20 protein-coding genes are annotated in these 22,243 nt (G+C 39.5%); 3 read left to right on the top strand and 17 right to left on the bottom strand.

The window, feature by feature from the left end; all coding sequences use genetic code 11:
- Nucleotides 1–101 precede the first annotated feature (101 nt).
- From bsdcttw_RS02575 to rho, 14 genes are all read right to left on the bottom strand, one after another.
- The gene (locus bsdcttw_RS02575) at nucleotides 102–1,025 is read right to left on the bottom strand and encodes an SPFH domain-containing protein (protein WP_185257868.1); all 924 of its coding nucleotides are present in this window, start codon (nucleotides 1,023–1,025) and stop codon (nucleotides 102–104) included.
- On the bottom strand, nucleotides 1,026–1,466 hold the full coding sequence (locus tag bsdcttw_RS02570; protein WP_185257867.1) for an NfeD family protein: 441 nt from the start codon (nucleotides 1,464–1,466) through the stop codon (nucleotides 1,026–1,028). It abuts the gene before it with no gap.
- A 100-nt stretch (nucleotides 1,467–1,566) separates the two neighbouring features.
- On the bottom strand, nucleotides 1,567–2,367 hold the full coding sequence (locus tag bsdcttw_RS02565; RefSeq protein ID WP_185257866.1) for a TrmH family RNA methyltransferase: 801 nt from the start codon (nucleotides 2,365–2,367) through the stop codon (nucleotides 1,567–1,569).
- 53 nt (nucleotides 2,368–2,420) lie between these two features.
- Nucleotides 2,421–3,230: a gluzincin family metallopeptidase gene (locus bsdcttw_RS02560; protein ID WP_225903772.1), complete on the bottom strand. Its 810-nt coding sequence runs from the start codon at nucleotides 3,228–3,230 to the stop codon at nucleotides 2,421–2,423.
- 83 nt (nucleotides 3,231–3,313) lie between these two features.
- Nucleotides 3,314–4,312, bottom strand: coding sequence for a response regulator transcription factor (locus bsdcttw_RS24965; RefSeq protein WP_225903771.1), 999 nt, complete (start codon nucleotides 4,310–4,312; stop codon nucleotides 3,314–3,316).
- An 84-nt stretch (nucleotides 4,313–4,396) separates the two neighbouring features.
- The gene (metG, locus tag bsdcttw_RS02550; RefSeq protein WP_185257865.1) at nucleotides 4,397–5,989 is read right to left on the bottom strand and encodes a methionine--tRNA ligase; all 1,593 of its coding nucleotides are present in this window, start codon (nucleotides 5,987–5,989) and stop codon (nucleotides 4,397–4,399) included.
- A gap of 487 nt (nucleotides 5,990–6,476) precedes the next feature.
- Complete coding sequence (locus tag bsdcttw_RS02545; protein ID WP_207726481.1) at nucleotides 6,477–7,784, bottom strand: DUF6273 domain-containing protein; 1,308 nt, start codon at nucleotides 7,782–7,784, stop codon at nucleotides 6,477–6,479.
- Nucleotides 7,785–8,144: 360 nt separating this feature from the next.
- A complete protein-coding gene (locus tag bsdcttw_RS02540; protein ID WP_185257863.1) occupies nucleotides 8,145–8,519 on the bottom strand; it encodes a hypothetical protein in 375 nt (124 codons plus the stop codon).
- Nucleotides 8,520–8,521: 2 nt separating this feature from the next.
- Nucleotides 8,522–8,950: a MarR family winged helix-turn-helix transcriptional regulator gene (locus tag bsdcttw_RS02535; RefSeq protein ID WP_185257862.1), complete on the bottom strand. Its 429-nt coding sequence runs from the start codon at nucleotides 8,948–8,950 to the stop codon at nucleotides 8,522–8,524.
- 239 nt (nucleotides 8,951–9,189) lie between these two features.
- Nucleotides 9,190–10,263: a peptide chain release factor 1 gene (gene prfA, locus bsdcttw_RS02530; RefSeq protein WP_185259667.1), complete on the bottom strand. Its 1,074-nt coding sequence runs from the start codon at nucleotides 10,261–10,263 to the stop codon at nucleotides 9,190–9,192.
- Between the two features lie 49 nt (nucleotides 10,264–10,312).
- Nucleotides 10,313–11,167, bottom strand: a complete 855-nt coding sequence (prmC, locus tag bsdcttw_RS02525; RefSeq protein ID WP_225903770.1) for a peptide chain release factor N(5)-glutamine methyltransferase — start codon at nucleotides 11,165–11,167, stop codon at nucleotides 10,313–10,315.
- A gap of 6 nt (nucleotides 11,168–11,173) precedes the next feature.
- Nucleotides 11,174–12,508: a DUF1385 domain-containing protein gene (locus bsdcttw_RS02520; RefSeq protein WP_185257861.1), complete on the bottom strand. Its 1,335-nt coding sequence runs from the start codon at nucleotides 12,506–12,508 to the stop codon at nucleotides 11,174–11,176.
- A gap of 195 nt (nucleotides 12,509–12,703) precedes the next feature.
- On the bottom strand, nucleotides 12,704–12,913 hold the full coding sequence (gene rpmE / locus bsdcttw_RS02515; RefSeq protein WP_185257860.1) for a 50S ribosomal protein L31: 210 nt from the start codon (nucleotides 12,911–12,913) through the stop codon (nucleotides 12,704–12,706).
- A gap of 115 nt (nucleotides 12,914–13,028) precedes the next feature.
- Entirely contained in the window at nucleotides 13,029–14,624 is a 1,596-nt protein-coding gene (gene rho, locus bsdcttw_RS02510) for a transcription termination factor Rho (protein ID WP_185257859.1), read from the bottom strand.
- Between the two features lie 280 nt (nucleotides 14,625–14,904).
- Between rho and bsdcttw_RS02505 the strand changes: the two genes are divergently transcribed.
- From bsdcttw_RS02505 to bsdcttw_RS02495, 3 genes are all read left to right on the top strand, one after another.
- Nucleotides 14,905–16,062, top strand: a complete 1,158-nt coding sequence (locus bsdcttw_RS02505) for an NAD(P)-dependent malic enzyme (RefSeq protein WP_185257858.1) — start codon at nucleotides 14,905–14,907, stop codon at nucleotides 16,060–16,062.
- A gap of 35 nt (nucleotides 16,063–16,097) precedes the next feature.
- Nucleotides 16,098–17,117: a TIGR01212 family radical SAM protein gene (locus bsdcttw_RS02500; protein WP_185259665.1), complete on the top strand. Its 1,020-nt coding sequence runs from the start codon at nucleotides 16,098–16,100 to the stop codon at nucleotides 17,115–17,117.
- 102 nt (nucleotides 17,118–17,219) lie between these two features.
- Nucleotides 17,220–17,741, top strand: a complete 522-nt coding sequence (locus bsdcttw_RS02495; protein ID WP_185257857.1) for a DUF4364 family protein — start codon at nucleotides 17,220–17,222, stop codon at nucleotides 17,739–17,741.
- Between the two features lie 126 nt (nucleotides 17,742–17,867).
- On the opposite strand, the gene yihA is transcribed toward bsdcttw_RS02495, so the two are convergent.
- From yihA to clpX, 3 genes are all read right to left on the bottom strand, one after another.
- Nucleotides 17,868–18,500: a ribosome biogenesis GTP-binding protein YihA/YsxC gene (gene yihA, locus bsdcttw_RS02490; RefSeq protein WP_185257856.1), complete on the bottom strand. Its 633-nt coding sequence runs from the start codon at nucleotides 18,498–18,500 to the stop codon at nucleotides 17,868–17,870.
- A 25-nt stretch (nucleotides 18,501–18,525) separates the two neighbouring features.
- A complete protein-coding gene (lon, locus tag bsdcttw_RS02485) occupies nucleotides 18,526–20,838 on the bottom strand; it encodes an endopeptidase La (protein WP_185257855.1) in 2,313 nt (770 codons plus the stop codon).
- 83 nt (nucleotides 20,839–20,921) lie between these two features.
- Nucleotides 20,922–22,217: an ATP-dependent Clp protease ATP-binding subunit ClpX gene (gene clpX / locus bsdcttw_RS02480; protein WP_185257854.1), complete on the bottom strand. Its 1,296-nt coding sequence runs from the start codon at nucleotides 22,215–22,217 to the stop codon at nucleotides 20,922–20,924.
- Nucleotides 22,218–22,243 lie beyond the last annotated feature (26 nt).

Here is a 22,243-nt window from a genome sequence, read left to right as displayed (position 1 = left end):
TTGTGTATGAATTATCGGTTTGGGAGGATATTGGGGGATAAATAAGTAAATGTCCTGTTCCTATCTTTATTATCAGATAGAAACAAGACATTTACGTGTACTTAATTCTCTTTATCACCTATTACTTCTGTTATTGATTTCGCAAGACCTGCAATGCCTTGAATCTCAGAAGGTATAATAATCTTTGTTGCTTTGCCGTCAGCAGCTTTTTGGAATGCTTCTAGGCTCTTAATCTGTAAGACTGCTGTACTGGGGTTGGCTTCGTTTAGGAAACGAATACTGTCGGCATTTGCTCTTTGTACCGCAAGTGTTGCTTCTGCCTGACCTTCTGCTTCCCTTATGGTTGCTTCCTTCACGGCTTCCGCACGAAGGATGGCTGCTGCCTTTGCTGCTTCCGCTTCCAGGATAGTGGACTGCTTCTTTCCTTCTGCTACAAGAATCTGTGAAGTCTTCTCACCTTCTGCACGGAGTATTGCTTCTCTTCGTTCACGTTCTGCTTTCATCTGCTTTTCCATGGCATCCTGAATAGCAGCAGGAGGAATGATATTCTTTAACTCTACGCGGTTTACCTTGATTCCCCAAGGATCGGTTGCCACGTCAAGGGATACTCTCATCTTGGTATTAATTATCTCTCTGGAGGTTAAGGTTTGGTCAAGCTCCAGATCACCAATAATATTACGAAGAGTAGTCGCCGTCAGGTTCTCTATAGCAAGTATGGGTCTTTCCACTCCATAGGCAAATAACTTCGGGTCTGTTATCTGAAAGAATACGACGGTATCAATCTTCATGGTTACGTTATCCTTTGTAATAACAGGCTGAGGCGCAAAGTCTACTACCTGCTCTTTTAAAAGGACTCTTTTTGCAACTTTGTCAACAAAAGGCACCATAAAATGTATACCTACATTCCAAGTTGCCTGATATCCGCCAAGCCTTTCCACTACATAGGAATGTGCTTGGGGAACAATACGTACACAGGATGCTAAAACAATTAATATAACTACTAATAAACCAATAATTACAGGCATTTAAATTCCCTCACTTTCTTCTTCTACGATTAATTTTACACCGGAAATATTTCTAATTATTACTTTCTTTCCCTCTTTGATAATCTCAGAATCTTCGTAAGCTCTGGCTGTCCATTCCAGTCCGTTGACCAATACGACTCCGGTACCGTTGAAATTATCAATTGTTTCAAGAACTTTTCCAGTGCTGCCTTCCAGGCTTTCATAGTTTGTCTTTAGTCTCTTACCATTAAAATATTTTATTGCTACAGGTCTTGTAAAGTAGAGCAGTACAAAGGAAACAATAAGAAAAGCCACAATCTGTAACATTAGATTATCTGTAAACAGAGAGAGTATAAAGGCTATAAATGCTCCTCCTGCAAACCATATAGATGCCAGCCCTAATGTAAATATTTCTATCAATAATAGAATTATGATTGCAGCCAGCCAGTAAATGGAATCCACGGAACAATTCCCCCTTCCGTAAGTTTAGTATCTTTATTTTACTTCATATTTCCTGAAATAACAACCTTCTGCTTACAGATTTTAGAATTCTAAGTCTTTTCTAATCTGTCTCTAACTTATGGCGTTTTTGGCGGTATATTTCATACATCAGCAGTGCAGCAGCAACTCCGGCATTTAAGGATTCTACTTTTCCTTCCATGGGAATTATGATATTGTAGGACGAAAGTTCTGCTGCTGCTTCACTTAAGCCTCTTGCTTCATTGCCGATAAGAATAGCTGATTTCTCCGGATAGGAAAAAGAGTCATATTCCACAGCTGCTTTTAAATGGGCAGCGTAGACAGAAATTCCTGCCGCTTTTATTTCTTGTATGGCCTTATAAAAATCCGGTACATATACAAAGGGCATCCTGTAAATCCCCCCCATCGTGGACCGAATTACCTTGGGATTATAGATATCCACCGAGGACTGGCTGAGAATTATACCATTCACACCGGCTCCTTCCGCAGTCCTAATTATAGTTCCAAGGTTTCCTGGGTCACGAAGATCCTCTAAAAGCAGGAGAGTAACAGAAGGTTTATGAATGAAATCCGAAAGTTCATACTCTTTTCGCCTCACCACTGCCAATACGCCTTGAGGAGTTAAGGTATCACTGGCTGCCTTCATTACCTGTTCTGTTACCACTTCATGGGGTACCCCAGTAAAATAATTCTGGTTTTCTTCAAGCTTTTCTTTATAAAGAGCTTCCGTTACATAAGCCTTGATAAGATGTCCTCCATCCCTTGCCTCTTCAAACATCTTAATGCCTTCCACTACAAAAGCATTTTGCTCCTGGCGCTCTTTTGCCTTCGTCTGAAGTTGTATTAAATTTTTAATTTGGGGGTTCGATGTACTGCTAATCATAAGTTTATTTCTCCTCTATTGCTTCTAACTGTTCTGCCTTTTTGGGCTGCCTTTTACTGGTAATAATTCATTAAATACTGCACCCAGTCCTGATATATCTCCTTTTCAGATTTGCCAAGGGCTTTTTCCCAATCTTCCGTTTTTATAAGCTTCTTAACTCTGTCCCAGCCATATTCCTGCTTCAAATATTCAATATAAGTAGAAGAAAATGTATATCCTCCTACATTTGAGAATTTCACGGGATTTCCAGTTCTTGTAGCCTTTAAATCAGGAATTTTCATTTGCTTTAGATATGCTTTATAAAAGGGTTCTCCATTAGCAAGATACAATGCCATTCCTTCCGTAAGCCACAGGCGTATATCAGGGTTAATGGTACTAATGTAGGCATGAACCATTTCATGAAGTACAGCTTGTTTGTTCTCCTCATAAGTATGTACTTTTCCCGGATTGGCTGGAGAGGTTAATATCACCTTTGTTCTGATATTATCTCCGATATACCAGTCCAAATGCAGGAATAGCGCTAAATATCCATACTTTTTGCATTGCATCGTTTTCTGGTTATCATAAACATAGATATTTATCTTCTGACCCGGCTTTATGTCCAAGGTCTTAATAAGTTCCGGCGCTTTCGCTTCTGTCAATAAAAAGACATCCTTTGCAGCATCTTTCTGTCTTTCATAATACACCTTGACGTAACTGCCATTGTAGCATCTCATATGTGGTTCTTTTAACTGTAAGGCTGGTATAAAATTGATGAATAAAAGCAAGCAGAGAAAGATAAAAAAGATTCCTGCCACTAGTATAATTCTTCGAATAACCTGTCTTTTGGAGTTTTTCTTTTGAGGTTCTGATATTTTGCTCATTTATGGTATTTCCTTTCCGATTTGTTAGATTCACAGTATCAGAAAGGTATTTTCCTGCAAAGTAACCAGGGTCACTTATTATCCTAAGTACCTATATGACCGGAGTCATATTTATTAAAATATCGGTTCAGCATAAGGGCCAGGGCTGTTCTATCCTTGATTCCGGTCTTTTCGTATATGGCACTGACATAATTTTTTACAGTTCCGCCGGACAGAAAGAGCTGCTTTGCAATATGTGCATTGGTATACCCCAAAGCCAAGAGCCTGCATATCTCTATCTCTCTATCCGTCATGGATTGGAGGGAGCTCTCTTCTGCTTCTTCCCTCTTATTTAATTCCGCCTTAAAGGGAAGTGCTGTTCTCCCTTCTCTCTCGTTTTTTTTTGTCTCTGCCGTAATTATTGCCTCTAATTTGACTCCTTCCTCCGTTTTCATTTCTGGAAGGTTAATATCTGCGGTATTTCCCTTAACAGCTTGTGGTAAATCAGCTTTTGCTTCTCCGGACGAGGGGTATATATTGCCGATATATTTTCTGCAATGACTGACTAATATTTGTATTATTACCGCACAGCAAAAGTATTCCATTAGCCTGGGTAAAGCGCCATATAACATAATCGCTTTAAGTCCTGTAAATGGCTCTATTAAAGGCTGCATAAGCCAAAAGCCGGTTATCAGATGTGATAACAAAATAGCTGCCACGGTAGAACCATAGCAAAAATACAGTACATTTTTCTCCAGATATAATGCAGCAACAATGGTAGGTAAGATAAATAATAAAACCACCTGAAAAGTTAGAAAGATATAATAGATTCCCGTTACTGCTGCCAGGGAGGCTATCAAGATATATTTTACCCAGGCTTTTTCTATATGCAGAACCTCCACCATGAGGACAGGCAGCAATAAGGGAACAAGGGTAGCGGCTATTGCTCCGATTACGATACTCTCTGAAATATCAAAAATCTTCAGCCAGCACAGCATTGCTATAACCAGTTCAAAATACAGAATGATTCTAGCTGCCCGTGATACCTTTTCGTTTGTTTCATATTCATTCTGTCTGATAAGAACTTCATAATCGGACTTCATCTTCCACCTCAAAAATCAGTCTTTCTAACTTAAGAATCTATCCTATTCTAACGTATCTTTTACCAGGCTGCAAGTTCTTTTGGCTCAAGAATTATCTATCCGCGTAAATAGAATTTCACTCTCGGGAAGCTGGAAGCCCGGCAAGACATATTGTATCTCCCAGGTACTCTTAAGCTTCAGCCATTCAAGTATCTTTTCAGAAGAAAAAGGAAGGAAGGGAGCAAGGAGAACTCCAAGGTTTGCTATAAGCTGGACGCAGTTATACAAGGTATCCTCACACTCTGAATTATTCTCTGTTCTCGTAAGCCAAGGAGCCTTACTATCAAAGTATTTATTAGAGAACCTCACAAGTTCAAAGATTTTTTCCAACGCCTCCTTTAGTTCTCCTCCTTCTATAAGATTTCCAGCAATGATAAAAGACTCTTTCATCTTCTCTTCTATCACTTTATCCAGATTTCCTTTCGTTACCCTTCCTCCATAATATTTGTGTAGAAATACCAAGGTCCTATTTACAAAATTCCCATAGGCACCTGCCAATTCACTGTTACAGCTCTTGGCAAATTCATAAAGAGAAAAGTCCGTGTCTCTCTTCTCCGGCCCATTCGCAATCATAAAATAACGTATTGCATCCGGGTTGTATTTGCCGATGATATCCTTCACCCAAATAGCGTGATTCTTACTGGTGGAAATCTTTCTGCCATCCAAGGTCAGGTACTCGTTGGATATAATCTCATCGGGCAAATGATAATCATCTCCCTGCGCAATAAGCAATGACGGGAGAATTATGGTGTGAAAAGGTATATTATCCTTCGCATGAATATAATAATGCCTTGCTCCCTTGCCCCATATTGCTTTAAAGTCTTCTCCTCTTACTCTTGCAGCTTCTTTACTCATGGAAAGGTATCCAAGAACATTTTCCGCCCAAATATATATCTTTTTGCTTTCATAACCAGGATAAGGAACTCCTATTCCCCAATCCAAGTCCCTGGTTAAGGCCCTGTCCCGCAGACCTTCTGACAGATAGCGCTTTGTCAGCTGAACTGCATTCTTTCTCCAGTTAGGATGAGAATGAACCAGCTGCTCCAACTGTTCCTTTAATCCCGTAACCCTAAGGTAAAGGTGCTTGCTTTCCCGAAACTCCGGTGTATTGCCGCACAGCATGCACTTTGGCTCCAACAGATGCTCTGTGTCCAAGACTGAACCGCAGCTGTCACACTGGTCTCCTCTGGCTTCTTTTTTACACACCGGACATATTCCCTCAACATAACGATCCGGTAAAAATTGACCACAATGGCTGCAAAAGCTCTGGGGAGAGGATTTCTCATAAACATACTCTGAAGTGTAGAGCTTCTCATGAAATTCTCTAACAAAATCCCGGTGCAGTTTTTCTGATGTCTTTCCATATAAATCATAAGAAAATCCAAGCCATTCAAAACACCGGCAGAATTCCTCATGGTAGCTGTCACTGATTTCACCCGGTGTCTTATCCTCCTGCCTGGCTCTTATGGTAACCGGTGTTCCATGACAGTCACTGCCGGATACATAATACACATCATTTCCGATTGCTCTGTGATATCTTGCTATGACATCTCCCGGTAATAATCCTGCTATATGTCCTATATGAAGGGAGCCGTTGGCATAAGGCCAGGCACCTCCTACTAAAATCTTCTGTTTCATTACAAAACCTCACTTTCTTAATTTGATTTGGTAACCATCTTTTCTCAAAAGGAAAGCTAATCCTATCTGCCAAAACAGCTGTTAAAAGATTTTCATCTAAATCTTTTCCCTGTTCATGTAGCTTAGCTTAATATGATATTCTCAAACAAAAAAGCTCTCACCCCCGAAAATTATATTTTCGAGGACGAGAGCGAAAAGCTTCGTGTTACCACCTCAAATTCGCTCATGCCTCACAGCAGGAGCCTTGTCAGCTGCGGAATAAAGACAAACTAATCGACAGCCCGGCACTATAACGGGTGCTCCCGTCGCAGCCTTGTGCCTGATAAATCAAGCCTTCGGTACGCAGTTCCAAGACCATTTTCAAAAACAGCTTTCATATCCCCTCTCACCATTCAGGACTCTCTGTGACTTCCACTGCTTTTTACTTTTCTTTTCATTACCTTTATTTTGTGAATTTTGAACATTATAAATCAACTGGAGTTCCTTGTCAATTAGGTAGTAGACTTATATATGGATAAATATTTTCTCCGGTTTTTTGTCTGGGTTTTATCTGAACCATTGATAAGTCAACCCGAATAGCCGGTCTGATGGCGTCATAACGTCTTCCAATGAAATAATTCTCCGTAATAGCACCCGTTGTAAAAACATAATCTGCATACTTTTGATGAAATCCCGGGGAGCGAAGCCACCAGCAAGTATTACCGTTATCTTTATTGATATAACCACCATTCTTACGGGCGTAGGCTGTGCACTGCAGCATTCTAGCTTTAGAGGTTTCCATATTGGCAGGAAATCCATAAGCAGGATTCATAACATCCTGCACACTTGGCAGAAATACTTTATCTATCGTATTCCCACCACCTTTGGTACCCCATTCTATGTTGTCAGGAGTATCAATATTACTGTCAAGAATAGCTTTTCTTTCCTGATTGGTAAATGCCATGTCAAGAAAAGAAGTATTCAGCCAATTTCTCAGTGTAGAAGTCTCCCAAGTAAAATCCTCAAAGGTTTCATGAATGTTCTTGCAGATTAACCCGTACTCCGCTAATAATAGAACAGAGTTATCCTCCACTTCAAGAACCCTCCAAAGAATCGGCTCTTTGCCGTTGCTGATTCTATTGTCCTGCTCAAATCTCCCAAAGTTAACGCGGCTTCCCTGCCAGTCATCCTCTTCTTTAAAATTATCTGCCTGAACCGGATTCTGAATGGGAATATCTCCTTTATCAAAGTCAGAAACCGTAACAATGACTTCTTTCACGGTAATGCTACCGGATACATTCGCGGTAACAGTGATTGTAGCCCTGCCTTTGGAGACACCACTTATGATACCGTCAACACCATCATTCACTACTGTGGCAACATCTGTATTGTCAGATATATAAGATACTCCGCTTAGAACACCTTTATCCAGCTTAGTTTTCAGCTTCTTGGTGGTTCCTTCCATTACTTCTAATTCAGATGAACTAACAGTTACCGTTCCAGCTAATACTGTAATCTGTGTATGAAAAGACATCTCTTTACCCGCTAAAGAAAAAGAGGTGATAATATTAGTTTCACCTTCCCGATTGGCTACTACATACCCTTTTCTTACTTCTGCTATAGAATCATCTTCTGATCTGTAAGAAATATTCTCCGGTATCTCTTCTCCTGCATCAATATTAATGCTGTCTGTATTCCCGGAGTATATTGTGAGTTTATCGGTGACATTAACCATTGCAGTGTCTCTTAACGCCATCATCTGATTATTCACTGAAGTGTCCGTGTCCATTTTACCATTCACTTTGGAATCACTCATATTTATGACCTCCTCCTTATTCTGCGCGCGGTTATCCTCATTCTTATTGATGTTGTATTTTAAGATAAATCCCACACAGAGAATTACCGCTATACTTGCAATACTTGCTCCCTTTACTAATTTTACATTCATTGAAATACGTTATAAAGACCTTTCTTTCTTTTTCTGATAAAGCACAAAAGCCATTATTATCTTTATATATCATTTCCATAAATGCATTTCTTAACCTTTTAAACTATTAGTCATATTACCAGTCTAGCAGCTAAGTCTGCCGACTAACCTTTTACTGTTCATTTATGTATAGATTTTAAGGTATATACCTAGATATCCTTGTATAAAATAAGACTCATTCAATACCAATTAAATTATAAGAAATAGTACTAAAAATAAAATACTTACGCATGAAAAACCTATCGTTTTCCAATACCTATAATAGCAACCTTCTAGTATGGCATAAATTGCAAATATAGTAAGTGTAAAAACCGCTTCTTTAAAGTGAAATGTATGGGTAACATAAGAGTACAACCCTGACAATAAAAAGAGGACTCCAAAACTGAACATGCAAAGCACTTTTGCTTTAAATTGGCTATCCTTTCTATCAGGGGGTAATTCCTGATGCTGTCTGGCTGCTAGCTCCATCCCATTTTTTCTGATCAGGAAAATACCATTACTAATTACTTCAAAGGCACCAAAGGCTACGAAAAACGCTCTAAATATTTCATATTTCCATGACATAATCAATTCTCCTTCATAAGATTTTCTGTTACTTTATTTAAAAGCAACATAAGTGTTTCCATTTCTTTTTCAGTAAACCCTTGAAGGGCTGCTTTATTGCATTTATTAGCTTCTTCCTCAATAATATCCGTAATCTTTCGACCTCTATCCGTGATACTGATTCTATATGCCCTTCGATCGTTCTCTAAATGCGCTTTTTGAACCATTTCTTTCTTGACCAATCGCTCTATAACCAATCCAACCGTAACAATATCTGAATGCAATCTGTTAGCAATTTCTACTTGCGTAAGGTTATTAACCACTGATAAAAGTTTTAGCAGTGACCATTGCGCTGTTGTTATATCATATTTTTTAATTGCAGTATCAAGCCTTCTTTTAATGAGTTTTGCATTAATATTAAGTACATAACCAAATGAATCCTGAATCTCCATATATCCTCCTAAATACTAAGTACACTTATTATAAGTGTACTTAGTATACAATTTAAAAAAACATATGTCAATCAAAATCTACTCGTTTTCTTCAAGTCTATAATAGCCTTATTCCTAATAAATAAAATTTCATCTTCAACGAAAAAAGACCTATATCAGTTATTTAGTCTGATATAGGCCTTTCTAGGTATTTTCATTCATGTTTGCCAACTTTGCGGCTAGGTTAGCCAACCAAGCTTTTACTGTTCATTCATGTTTGCCAACTTTGCTGCCTGATCGGCGGCAATTAGGCTGTCGATTACTTCTTCTAAATCTCCGTCCATGATATTATCAAGCTGGTGGAGAGTAAGCTTAATGCGGTGGTCTGTGACACGGCCCTGGGGGAAGTTGTAGGTACGAATCTTTTCAGAACGGTCACCTGTTCCAACCTGGCTTCTTCTGGCTTCAGCTTCAGCATTATGAGCCTTTTCCAGTTCCATCTCATAGAGCTTGCTTCGCAGTACTTTTAAAGCTTTATCCCTGTTCTTCAACTGGGATTTTTCATCCTGACAGGAGATTACGATACCTGTTGGAATATGAGTAAGACGTACTGCCGAGTCAGTGGTGTTAACGCACTGTCCGCCGTTTCCGGAGGAACGGAATACATCGAATTTACAGTCATTTAAATCAAGATATACATCTACTTCTTCTGCTTCCGGCATAATAGCTACTGTTGAAGTTGAGGTATGGATTCTTCCGCCGGATTCTGTTACAGGGATACGCTGTACACGATGTACACCACTCTCGTATTTCATCTTGGAATAAACGCCTTTGCCGTTAATCATGAATACAACTTCCTTAAATCCGCCAAGTCCGTTTTCATTGACATTCATCATGTCTATTTTCCAGTTCTGAGTTTCTGAGTATTTGGAATACATACGGAATAATTCTGCCGCAAATAAAGCTGCTTCATCTCCGCCGGCACCACCTCTGATTTCAACAATTACGTTCTTTTCATCGTTAGGATCTTTGGGAAGAAGAAGTATCTTTAATTCTTTCTCTATTACTTCAACTTTTTCTTTACATTCACTTAATTCTTCCTTGGCAAGCTCCCTTAACTCTTCATCGCTTTCTTCTTCAAGCATTGCAAGGCTATCTTCGATAGCTGCCTTTGTTTCTTTGTATTCTGTATATTTTTCTACGATAGGAGCTAAGTCGTTCTGCTCCTTCATAAGCTTACGAAAACGAGCCTGGTCGTTTACTACATTTGGGTCATTTAATTCATCTGTTAATTCCTGATAGCGTATAAGTAAATCCTCTAATTTATCAAACATTCTGGTTTCTTCCTTTCTTATATCTCTTTTTTGTTCTATGCCAGAGACGCTAAGTAAAGGGTTCCCCTTTCTTTTCATTCCATCTTCCTGTAACTACTCTGTCAAGTCCTGCTAAATCCTTAATTATACAGATATTGCTCATTCCTGCTTCTGTCAGCAATTCCATCACTGCCTTTCCCTGGTCATACCCGATTTCAAAAAAGACATACCCTCCCGGGTTTAAGTGGTCTTTTAGTCCTTTGCATATTTCCCGGTAAAAGTATAAGCCGTCTTCTTTTCCGTCAAGAGCAATGGTTGGTTCATACTCCTTTACCTCTTCCATTAAGGTAGGGATAATATTTGTTGGTATATAAGGTGGATTCGATACTATTATATCATATGTTTTATCTATCTGTGAATAGATATCACTTTTAATAAATTCTGCTGTTACTCCCAGCTTTTTTGCATTTTCACGGGATACTAAAAGAGCTGTTTCAGATATATCCGCACCTAATCCAGACCTTGCGCCTCCAAGCTTTAAGAGAGAGAGCAGTATACAACCGGAACCGCTGCATATATCCAGAATCTCTTTGTCCTTACTTACCTTTAATGCCTCCATTACAAGAATTTCCGTATCCTGCCTCGGTATGAGAACTCCTTCTTTCACTTGAAAGTTAAGTCCCATAAATTCTTGTTCACCAGTAATATATTGAAGTGGTATATGTTTGCTTCTCTTTCCGATTAAGTCCATATAGGCATCTAAATCATCCTGAAAAATTTCCTTTAGAGGATTAGCCAAATAGGCTGCCCGGTTTAATTCAAAGCAAAAAGCCAGCAAAAGCCAGGCATCATATTCCCCATTGTCTATGTTATTATCTTTAAGTACTTTTTTTCCTTTTTGTAAAGCATCCTGTAAGGTTATCATTTTTATCTATTCTTTCTCTGCTGCTTCATCCGTTATTGCAACAAAATCATCCACTGCTCTTAATATCTCATCATCTTCTTCAAATATATCCATAGCCTTTAAAGGCTCTCTTCTTGTAGATGCTGCTGCCAACTCTCTGGCTGCTTTATTTGAAGCGTTATTCTGCTTCGTATCCTCTGTATGGCCATTAATATTCGCAGCTCTATCATTCCTCTTATTGCTTTGTTTTCCAGAAGATTGATTGGTCTTATTGCCTGCGGTTTTTTTATTTTGATTCTGTTGACTGCTATTCTTTTTATTACCGGTTTGTTTATTTTCACTTGCTCTATTTGAGTTCTGCTTATTGGTCTGCTTTTCTTTTCCACCAGTAGAGCTGACATTTTTACTGTCAACCTGGGTGTTCACTTCTTCTGCTTCTGTTTCTTTACCAAGGAAAGTTCTCCAGTCAAATACTGCCTCAACGGATTTGATAGCTACTTCAATCATGTCATCATCCGGTTCTCTGGTAGTCATGCCCTGAAGCCACATACCGGGTTTACTTAAGATTCTGACAATTGCAGAATCATTTTTTCCGGCGAAACGAATAAATTCGTAAGCTACACCAGCAATTACAGGTACTAACAGAATTCTGCTTGCATATCGAATCCAGGTATTATCCGTTCTGATAAACATAAAGAAAATAATACTGACAAACATAACAAGAAATAAAAAGCTGGTTCCGCATCTTTTGTGCTGTCTTGATTGTTTTCTTACGTTCTCTATTGTAAGGTCGAAACCGTTCTCAACACAATTAATCGTTTTATGTTCTGCTCCATGGTACATAAAGACTCTCTTAATGTCTTTTAACTGGGATATGGCAAATACATAAAGTACAAACAGGACAATTCTGATAATTCCTTCAATAAATGCTACCAGACTATCCGATGCAATTGATTTTCCAAGCAATCCAGCTGCAAAAGCCGGCAGTACAATAAAGATTCCCACTGCTAATACAACGGCTATAATCATTGTAATAGCTGCCAGAATTCCTTCTGTCTTATCTTTAAAGACTTTTGAAAAAGCTTTGTCTACCTTTGTTTCCTTTGCCGCTTCCTCTTCTTCAAAAAAACTGGCGGAAAAATTCAAAGTTTTAATTCCTATACCCATGGATTCTGCAAAAGCAAGAATACCTCTTAGAATTGGAAGTCTCCATATTTTGTACTTGTCTGAAACACTTTTAAAGGTATCTTCCTTTATTACAATTTCGTTATCAGGCTTTCTTACTGCAACAGCATAATGCTCTTTGTTCTTCATCATTACACCTTCAATAACTGCCTGTCCTCCGACTCCTGATGGCTTCATATGCCTTTCCTTTCCTTGATAATCCATGTTATAGTGGTTTATCTTAAATAGTGAATTTAAAAATAGGTTGAGATAATTAAACCTCAACCTGTTTTTAATACATAGTAAGTATTGTCATTCTGATCCATGCATACTGCAAGTATACTTGCAATATTTTTCAAATAAAAGCTTGTTAAATGCAATGCATTCTTCAAACTATTGTTCCTGCTTAAGACCGTATCTACGATTGAACTTATCGATAGCACCGCGAGCTGCAGCAGCTTTCTGCTGTCCAGTGTAGAAAGAATGGCACTTAGAACAGATTTCTACGTGGATATCGTTCTTTGTTGAACCTGTAACAAATTCATTGCCACAGTTGCAAACTACCTTTGCCTGATAATACTTCGGATGGATTCCCTCTTTCATGTTTTCACCTCTTTACGAACGAATATAATTTTTTTGAAAGTTGACTTACGTCAAACTAATATCATCATTAAAACAGCTTTTTAATTATAGCATAGGTTTTTTACCTTTGCAAGTCCTAATTAATTAATTTCGTCTTTTTTACTGTTTCGATAAATTCTGTGTTGGTTTTTGTTTTTAAAAACATATCTATGATCTTCTCTACCGCATCATCAGACTTCATACTGTTAAAAGCTTTCCTTATTAAATAAGTGGCTTCCATCTCCGGCTGTGTTAAAAGCAGGTCATCTCTTCTGGTGCTGGATTTCGGTAAATCAATGGCAGGGAATATCCTCTTTTCAGAAAGGTTTCTATCAAGAACAAGTTCCATGTTACCGGTACCTTTAAATTCTTCAAATACTACATCATCCATACGGCTTCCGGTATCCACCAGCGCAGTTGCTAAGATAGTAAGACTTCCGCCTTCTCTCATGTTTCTGGCTGCACCGAAGAATCTCTTCGGCATATGAAGTGCCGCCGGATCGAGACCGCCTGATAAAGTACGTCCGCTTGCCTGTACGGTCAGGTTATAAGCTCTGGCAAGTCTTGTTATGCTGTCCAATAAGATTACCACATCCTGTTTATGCTCTACTAATCTCTTAGCGCGTTCGATAACCATCTCTGATACTCTCTTATGGTTTTCCGGTAATTCATCAAAAGTGGAATAAATAACTTCAACATTCTTACCTTCGATTGACTCCTTAATATCGGTAACTTCTTCCGGACGTTCATCTATTAATAAAATAATCAATTGAATATTAGGGTGATTTACTGTAATCGCCTTGGCAATCTGCTTTAACAATGTTGTCTTACCGGTCTTAGGCTGTGATACTATCATACCTCTTTGACCCTTGCCGATGGGAGAAATTAAATCTACCATTCTCATTGATACATTCGTTCCTGGTGTTTCAAGATGAATTCTCTCATTGGGGAATATAGGGGTAAGATCCTCAAATTTCTTACGTTTCTGAGCTTCTGCAGGATGAAAACCGTTTACACTCTTAACATATAACAGTGCGCTGAATTTCTCTCCCTGGCTCTTAATTCTGGTATTTCCTACGACAATATCTCCGGTCTTTAATGAAAAACGCCTAATCTGAGCCGGTGATACATATACATCATTTTCTCCCGGCAAATAGTTATCGCAACGTATAAAGCCGTAACCATCCGGCATAACTTCCAGAATGCCTTCCTTCGTCTCTCCACTATCAAGAGCTTCCGCTTCCTGAGGATTGCTTCTGCGTTCTGCCGTCTCCTGGACGTTTCCATTGTTCTGCCAGTAGGAGTTCTTCTTATTATCCTCTGCCTGGCCTTGGCCCTGACTCTGAGAAGGTCTTCTATAACTGTTATCCTGATTAAAGGAACTTCTTGTTTCGCTATCCTTATCCGTTCTGATATTTCTTTTAATCTGGGTAGAGGTGGTCCTTTCCTCCTGGACTTTTTCAGGAAAATCTTTCTTTATCTTCTCTTCCTGCTCTGCCGGCTTATTCAGTTCAACTTCTCTTTCAGTCTCACCCTTCCCAGCAATGTCCGTGTTCACCTCTTCTGTCTCCATACCTGCACCCAATATATCAATAAGCTCCTGCTTACGAAGGGTCGATACGCTCTTAATGCCTCTGCTTTTCGCTAATGTTCTCAGTTCTGCCAAGGACATTTCACTAATTAGTACTTCCATGAATTCTTGCTCCTTTACAAGTATAAAATTAATAATTTTGTGGGAAGGTTTTCGATTTGATCTAGAAGTTCTTATGAATATCGCTAAAATATACTGCTACCCTTAATTATACAACAAATTCCTCAAAAAATAAAGTAGGTATTTATAATAAATTGGTCCTGTCTACGCACTTGATTTACCCTTCTTTCAGTGATATGATATTTTTATCCAGTTAATTCGTGAAACTATCTACATTAAAAACCGGAGACAAAATCGTTTTTACACGAAAGGGGTTATTATAATGACAAACAACGAAAAAGCATTACTATTGCATGAGCAGTGGCAGGGAAAAATCTCAACGGACGCCAAATGTTCCGTAAAGACCAGAGAAGATCTTGCACTTGCATATACGCCAGGGGTCGCAGAGCCCTGTAATGTAATTGCCAAAGACCCAGATGCCGCATATAAATATACACTAAAGGCTAATACCATAGCAGTGGTCTCTGATGGCAGCGCGGTATTAGGACTTGGTAATATCGGCCCCTATGCTGCTATGCCGGTAATGGAAGGTAAAGCTGTTTTATTTAAGGAATTCGGAGGAGTAAATGCTTTCCCTATCTGCCTGGACACCCAGGATACCGAAGAAATAATTGAGACAGTAGTCCGTATTGCGCCAGCCTTCGGCGGAATTAACCTGGAGGATATTTCAGCTCCAAGGTGCTTTGAGATTGAAGAGCGTTTAAAAGAACGTCTTTCCATTCCTGTATTTCATGATGACCAGCATGGTACCGCCATTGTGGTATTGGCAGGTGTTATCAATGCCCTTAAAATAACCGCCAAAACAAAAGAAGATTCCAGAGTAGTCATTAACGGAGCCGGTTCTGCAGGAATAGCTATTGCGAAGCTTCTTTTAAATTATGGCTTTAAACATATTATGCTCTGTGACAGAGTTGGTATTCTATCTGAAAATACTTCCGGTTTGAATTGGATGCAGCAAAAGCTTATGTCGGTTACCAATCTAGAGAAAAAAGAAGGTTCCTTAAGCGACGCTCTAAAAGGCGCCGATATTTTTATCGGTGTATCTGCTCCCGGAATTGTTACGAAGGAAATGGTAGCCTCTATGAATAAAGATTCCATCCTCTTTGCTATGGCAAACCCCGTACCGGAGATTATGCCGGACCTGGCAAGAGCCGCCGGAGCAAAGGTTGTGGGAACCGGCAGATCTGACTTTCCAAATCAGGTTAATAATGTTGTTGCTTTCCCCGGAATTTTTAAAGGTGCACTGGAGAGTCGTGCAAGTCAGATAACGGAAGAAATGAAATTAGCGGCAGCTAAGGCTATAGCCGGGCTGGTTTCAGAGGAAGAGCTAAGCGAAGAGAATATCCTTCCTCAACCTTTTGATCCAAGAGTCTGTGAAGCTGTCAGCAATGCAGTTAAATCTAATGTTGTAACTAAGTAGTTTAGGAAGGAGCAGCCTGTTTGTCAGAGAAAAGAATGTGGGGTGAGAAACCTTACTATTCCCTGGATTATTACTTAAAAGAGACCTATGGCAGAAAGCTCTATAAGATTTCCTTAGATGCCGGCCTCACCTGCCCTAACAGGGACGGCACCCTTGGGACGAATGGCTGTATCTTCTGCAGTGAAGGCGGCAGCGGTGATTTTAGCGCTTCTTCTAACCTTAGCATTACAGACCAGATAGAGGAAGCAAAAGAAAGGGTATATCTGAAGCTGCCTGCAAGTCAACGGCCAGCTAAGCTTAAACTCAATACTCATAAAATTGACGGCCAAAGACCTGACGACCAAGGACCAGTAAATCACCCTGCTAATCCAAATAAGGAAACCCATACAGGACAAGGGTCCTTTATAGCATATTTTCAGGCATTTACCAATACCTATGGCGACATCAGCTATTTAAGAAAGATATATCGCGAAGCTTTATATCATGAAGATATTGCTATTTTATCCATTGCAACAAGACCTGACTGTCTGGGGGATGAGGTATTGGAGCTCTTAGCGGAATGCGCCTGTATTAAACCCCTATGGGTGGAATTAGGCTTACAGACCTGCCATGAAGAAACAGCGGAGCTTATTCATCGAGGTTATACACTTCCTGTCTTTGAAAAGGCCGTTAAGGATCTGAATGCTATCGGTGCCAAAATTATAGTCCATATGATATTAGGTCTGCCGGGTGAAAATAATGAGATGATACTCTCCTCTATGGATTATCTTAAAAGTCAGCCGGTACATGGAATTAAGCTGCAACTGCTTCATGTACTAAAAAATACCGCTCTTTCTCTGATGCCTTACCGTGCAATGGAACTGGAAGAGTACATCGATCTTCTGCTGGCTTGTGTGGAACGGCTGCCTCAGGATATGGTAATCCACCGGCTTACCGGTGACGGTCCGAAGAAACTTCTGTTAGCCCCCTTGTGGAGCGGTAATAAAAAGCTGGTTTTAAATACGATTACCAAGGAAATGAAAGCCAGAGACACCTGGCAGGGAAAAGCATTATAATTTCGAAAGAATGGAACCTGGTAAGATAATTTCACATTATTCTTACTCTAATTTGTGCCTGCAGTCAGCAATCTGCAGGTTTCAGAAAGGGCATGGTTATTTATGCAGACAGATGCGTTAACTTTATATAAACTGATTATACTGTTTCTATTGGATAAAGTGGACTTCCCACTGACTAATGCACAGATATCAAATTTTATACTGGATAAAGAATACACTAATTATTTCAGCCTGCAGCAATGCATATCCGAATTAACAGAAGAAGAATTCATTGAGGTTGAAACGGTCGGGCACAGTTCCCTGTATCAGATAACTCCCTCCGGTGAAGAAACCCTCTCCTTTTTTCAGCATATGATATCCCAACCCATTCAGGAAGAGATTCTTTACTTTTTGAAAGAAAATAAATACAGTTTAAGAGATGAGACCTCCACACTGTCCGAATATCATAAGGCCGGCAAGGAGGAATATACCGTTTCTCTTAGAGTTATGGAAAAGAAAAATCCCATAATCGATATTAATCTCTCTGTTCCTACCGAAGAAGATGCCGCTAAAATCTGCAATAACTGGCGGGCTCAAAGTCAGGAAATATACTCCTATGTTTTAAATCAGCTTTTAAACGGATAAAAAATGAAGAAGCTCTGTCACCATCTTAACATTATAGGAAATACAAAAGTATTACATATAATGTTAAGATGTGATGGAGCTTCTTCTTTAATCGATATTTTGCGCTGTTATATTATAACTTGGTTATTAATCCAATGGTTTACCGGTTACTGGCTTCGCTGCTTCATCCGTTTCAAAACCCAATGCTTCTTCTATACAATCCCAGATTTCTTCTCTTCCCTGTTTTGTCAGAGCCGAAAAAGGGAGTATCTTGGTTTCTTTCTTAGCTCCAAGTCCCGTTCTTAACAGCTTTATTTGTTTATCCTTTTGACTGCGATTAATCTTATCCAGCTTTGTTGCTATAATCACAGGCTCATAACCTTGATGGACTATCCAATCATACATCAGTTTATCGTTGGCGGAAGGTTCATGACGGATATCCAATAAAAGAAAAATTATCTTGAGCTGTTTCGTAGTTCTTAGATATTTCTCAATCATTTTTCCCCATTTAGCCTTCAACTCTTCTGATACCTTTGCATACCCATAACCCGGTAAATCCACGTAATACAGCATTTCATTGATATTATAGAAGTTTATTGTCTGCGTCTTTCCAGGCTGGGCGCTGGTTCTGGCATAAGCTTTACGATTCATCAGTCCGTTAATCAAAGATGACTTTCCCACATTGGATTTGCCTGCAAAAGCAATTTCAGGTTTATCATTCTCCGGAAGGGTACTGGTTATTCCGCAAACTGTCTCCAGATTTACACTCTTTATCTGCATGAAGTATCTCCTTTCAGTGTCTTACTTATGCAAAAGCAAATTTTAGTACTTCAGCCATGGAATCTACATATTCTAAATCTATACCTTCCAAAATTTCTGCTGATATTTCCTCTATATCTTTTTTATTCTTAAGAGGAACTAGCACCTGTTTCATATGGGCGGCTTTGGCTGCCAGGATTTTCTCTTTGAGCCCTCCGATTGGAAGTACTCTGCCCCTTAATGTAATCTCCCCGGTCATGGCAGTATCGGCTCTTACCGCTTTCTTTGTAATAGCTGATAACATCGCTGTTGCCATGGTAATTCCGGCTGAGGGTCCATCTTTTGGAACCGCTCCTTCCGGAATATGAATGTGAATATCATTTTTGTCAAAATAATCTTCGGTTATTCCATATTCACTGCTGACAGAGCGGATATAACTAATTCCAGCCCGGGCAGACTCTTTCATAACATCTCCCAATTGACCGGTGAGTTCAAATTTTCCTTTTCCGGGCATTACGTTGACTTCTATCTGAAGGGTATCACCACCAACACTGGTCCAGGCAAGGCCTCTTACGATTCCCACTTCATCCTTTTCATTGGCTAACTGGAAGGAATACCTTTCCTTTCCAAGAAATTTTTCCAGATTCTTTTCATTTACCCTGACCTTTGGAGCCTGGTTACTGACAATCTCTTTGGCAGCTTTTCTGCAGATAGCACCAAGTCTACGCTCCAGATTCCTGACGCCTGCTTCCTTAGTATAGCTGGCAATTACCTTTGCAAGGGCTTTATCTGATATTGCTAACTGTTTGGTAGTTAGACCATTTCGAAGAATTTGCTTTGGCAGAAGATGTTTTTTGGCAATGTGGAATTTTTCATTTTCCGTATAACTGCTGACTTCAATAATCTCCATTCTATCTAGTAAGGGTTTGGGTATACCCTGAAGAGAATTAGCAGTAGCAATAAATAAGACCTCCGATAAATCCACTGGCAGTTCTATATAATGGTCTACGAATTTCTTATTCTGTTCGGAGTCCAGTACCTCTAATAACGCAGCGGAAGTATCACCTTTATAGTCACTGCTGACCTTATCAATCTCATCCAGAAGCATAAGTGGATTCTTAACTCCGGCATTCTTTAAGCCGTTAATTATTCTACCAGGCATAGCTCCTACATAAGTTCTTCTGTGTCCTCTTATTTCTGCTTCGTCCCTGACTCCTCCAAGGCTGATTCTGACATACTCTTTGTTTAAAGCTTTGGCTACTGAATGGGCAATTGAAGTCTTACCGGTTCCCGGCGGTCCTACAAGACAAAGTATCGGACTTTCGCCCTTTTTTGTCAGTACTCTTACTGCAAGGAATTCCAGTATTCTTTCCTTTACCTTATCCAAGCCATAGTGCTCTTTCTCCAGAATATGCTCTGCATGTTTCATATCCTGTTTATCCTCACTGACCTTATCCCAAGGCAACGCAAGCAAAGTTTCGATATATCCTCTGAGAACTGCTCCTTCAGAAGAATTTCCGGCAACATTCTTAAAACGTTCAACTTCTTTGATGATTTTTTCTTTTATTTCCTTTGATGCTTCCAGTTTCTCGGCTGCTATGAGGTAATTATCCGCATCAGCACCGCTTCCGCCTTCCCCAAGCTCTTCACGAATTAGTTTTAACTGTTCTCTCAGAATGTATTCCTTCTGGTTTTTATCTACTTTTTCTTTTACTTTAAGCTGCAAGTCCTTCCGGATACGTATAATCTCAATTTCCTCTGTCAGAATTACCATCATTCTTTCATATCTGCTGACAGTATCTTCTGCCTCTAACAGACTCTGCTTATCTTCAAGACTAATGGGGAGATTTATAGCGATCTGATCCAATAAAACAGTTACTTCTGTAAGCTTATTTAAGGTCTTGGCAACCTCTTTTCCAATCTTGGGATTTTCATTTAAGTATACTTCCAGGACATCCTTTAATCCTCTAAGCATAGCTTTCTTTTCTGTCTCTTCCAGTTTTTCATTATTCTTTTCAAAAAGAGCTACTTCTCCCAAAAGAAATGGTTTTTCTTCAACGATGGAATCTAGTTTTGCTCTATCCGTACCGGTTACCAGTACTCGGATTACATTTCCCGGGAGCTTGATTATCTGTTTTACTAATGCTATGGTGCCAACTGAAAATAGATCATCCTGCCCCGGCACTTCCGTATCCGGATCTTTTTGCGTCAGCAAAAGTACCAATTGGTCATTTTCCATGGCATTCTCAATAGCCTCTATGGACATCTGGCGGTTCACATCAAAATGCAGCTGCATTCCCGGAAGTACAGCCATCCCCCGCAGAGCTACTATCGGCACTTTTTTGCTGTATTCACTCATTGTTACCTCCTTGCTTTCGTAAGATAAAAACTGCCTTAAAACCTCTGCGAGGTATTTTAAGGCAGTCCCTATAACAATCGAATCTATGCAATCTCATTGCTGTTCTTTTTGGATATTCGTTTTGATATTGCTTTTCTAGGTTGATTATCCTCCGTATTAATTAACATCGGCTGATTATTACCTTCTGCAGCTTCTTTTGTTATGATGCACTTTACTATTTGAGTATCTGTTGGGACTTTATACATGGAATCCATCATTACAGCTTCCATAATAGCACGCAGACCTCTGGCACCGGTTTTTCTCTCAAGAGAACGTTTTGCTATGGCACGGATGGCTGCTTCTTCGAATTCAAGTTCTACTCCATCCAGCTCGAACAGCTTTTTATATTGTTTAATAATTGCATTTTTAGGTTCTGTCAGAATACGAACCAGGGTTTCCTCATCCAGTGCATCTAAAGCCACACATACAGGAACACGTCCTACAAACTCAGGTATTAAACCGAATTTCACAAAATCCTGAGGCATTGCCTGGCGGAATAGTTCACCGACATTTTCCTTCGTCTTCTCAGAAATTGTGGCGTTAAAACCAATGGATTTCTGCCCGATTCTTGCTTCAATGATTTTTTCCAGACCATCAAAGGCACCACCACAGATAAATAGAATATTAGTAGTATCTATCTGTATAAATTCCTGATGGGGATGCTTTCTTCCACCCTGAGGCGGAACAGAAGCAACTGTTCCTTCCAATATTTTAAGTAAGGCCTGCTGAACACCTTCACCTGAAACATCTCTGGTAATAGAGGTATTTTCAGACTTTCTGGTGATTTTATCAATTTCATCTATATAGATAATACCATGTTCTGCTCTTTCGATATCAAATTCTGCTGCCTGAATCAGCTTCAGCAGAATATTCTCGACATCCTCACCAACATAACCAGCTTCTGTTAATGCCGTAGCATCTGCAATTGCAAAGGGTACATTTAAAAGCTTCGCAAGAGTTTGTGCAAGAAATGTTTTACCGGAACCGGTAGGTCCTACCATAAGAATATTGCTTTTTTGCAGCTCAACATCCAGGTCTCTTCCTGCCAGTACTCTCTTATAATGATTATAGACGGATACTGCAAGTACCTTTTTTGCTTCTTCCTGTCCAATTACATATTGGTCAAGGAAATTTTTAATCTCCAAAGGCTTTAATAAATTGATATCCGTATCATGTACTTTATCATCAAACTCTTCTTCTACGATTTCGGAGCAGATTTCAATACACTCGTCACATATATATACATTTCCAGGTCCTGCGATAAGTTTTCGCACCTGGTCCTGAGGTTTATTGCAAAAGGAACATCTTAACTGTTTTCTGTCATCGGTTCTGTTTGCCACTCTTTTTACCAACTCCCTTCATGCCT

The organism is Anaerocolumna chitinilytica, from assembly GCF_014218355.1.
Lineage (GTDB): Bacteria > Bacillota > Clostridia > Lachnospirales > Lachnospiraceae > Anaerocolumna > Anaerocolumna chitinilytica.
The sequence above is the reverse complement of the archived record's forward strand: the minus strand, read 5'-3'. Positions and strand labels throughout refer to the sequence as shown.

Bases quoted from the DNA above. Each gene is read 5' to 3' on its own strand.
- bsdcttw_RS02575 (WP_185257868.1), bottom strand. From the start codon at position 1,025: ATGCCTGTAATTATTGGTTTATTAGTAGTTATATTAATTGTTTTAGCA.
- bsdcttw_RS02565 (WP_185257866.1), bottom strand. From the start codon at position 2,367: ATGATTAGCAGTACATCGAACCCCCAAATTAAAAATTTAATACAACTT.
- bsdcttw_RS02560 (WP_225903772.1), bottom strand. From the start codon at position 3,230: ATGAGCAAAATATCAGAACCTCAAAAGAAAAACTCCAAAAGACAGGTT.
- bsdcttw_RS24965 (WP_225903771.1), bottom strand. From the start codon at position 4,312: ATGAAGTCCGATTATGAAGTTCTTATCAGACAGAATGAATATGAAACA.
- metG (WP_185257865.1), bottom strand. From the start codon at position 5,989: ATGAAACAGAAGATTTTAGTAGGAGGTGCCTGGCCTTATGCCAACGGC.
- bsdcttw_RS02545 (WP_207726481.1), bottom strand. From the start codon at position 7,784: ATGAGTGATTCCAAAGTGAATGGTAAAATGGACACGGACACTTCAGTG.
- bsdcttw_RS02540 (WP_185257863.1), bottom strand. From the start codon at position 8,519: ATGTCATGGAAATATGAAATATTTAGAGCGTTTTTCGTAGCCTTTGGT.
- bsdcttw_RS02535 (WP_185257862.1), bottom strand. From the start codon at position 8,950: ATGGAGATTCAGGATTCATTTGGTTATGTACTTAATATTAATGCAAAA.
- prfA (WP_185259667.1), bottom strand. From the start codon at position 10,263: ATGTTTGATAAATTAGAGGATTTACTTATACGCTATCAGGAATTAACA.
- prmC (WP_225903770.1), bottom strand. From the start codon at position 11,167: ATGATAACCTTACAGGATGCTTTACAAAAAGGAAAAAAAGTACTTAAA.
- bsdcttw_RS02520 (WP_185257861.1), bottom strand. From the start codon at position 12,508: ATGAAGCCATCAGGAGTCGGAGGACAGGCAGTTATTGAAGGTGTAATG.
- rpmE (WP_185257860.1), bottom strand. From the start codon at position 12,913: ATGAAAGAGGGAATCCATCCGAAGTATTATCAGGCAAAGGTAGTTTGC.
- rho (WP_185257859.1), bottom strand. From the start codon at position 14,624: ATGGAAGTACTAATTAGTGAAATGTCCTTGGCAGAACTGAGAACATTA.
- bsdcttw_RS02505 (WP_185257858.1), top strand. From the start codon at position 14,905: ATGACAAACAACGAAAAAGCATTACTATTGCATGAGCAGTGGCAGGGA.
- bsdcttw_RS02500 (WP_185259665.1), top strand. From the start codon at position 16,098: ATGTGGGGTGAGAAACCTTACTATTCCCTGGATTATTACTTAAAAGAG.
- bsdcttw_RS02495 (WP_185257857.1), top strand. From the start codon at position 17,220: ATGCAGACAGATGCGTTAACTTTATATAAACTGATTATACTGTTTCTA.
- yihA (WP_185257856.1), bottom strand. From the start codon at position 18,500: ATGCAGATAAAGAGTGTAAATCTGGAGACAGTTTGCGGAATAACCAGT.
- lon (WP_185257855.1), bottom strand. From the start codon at position 20,838: ATGAGTGAATACAGCAAAAAAGTGCCGATAGTAGCTCTGCGGGGGATG.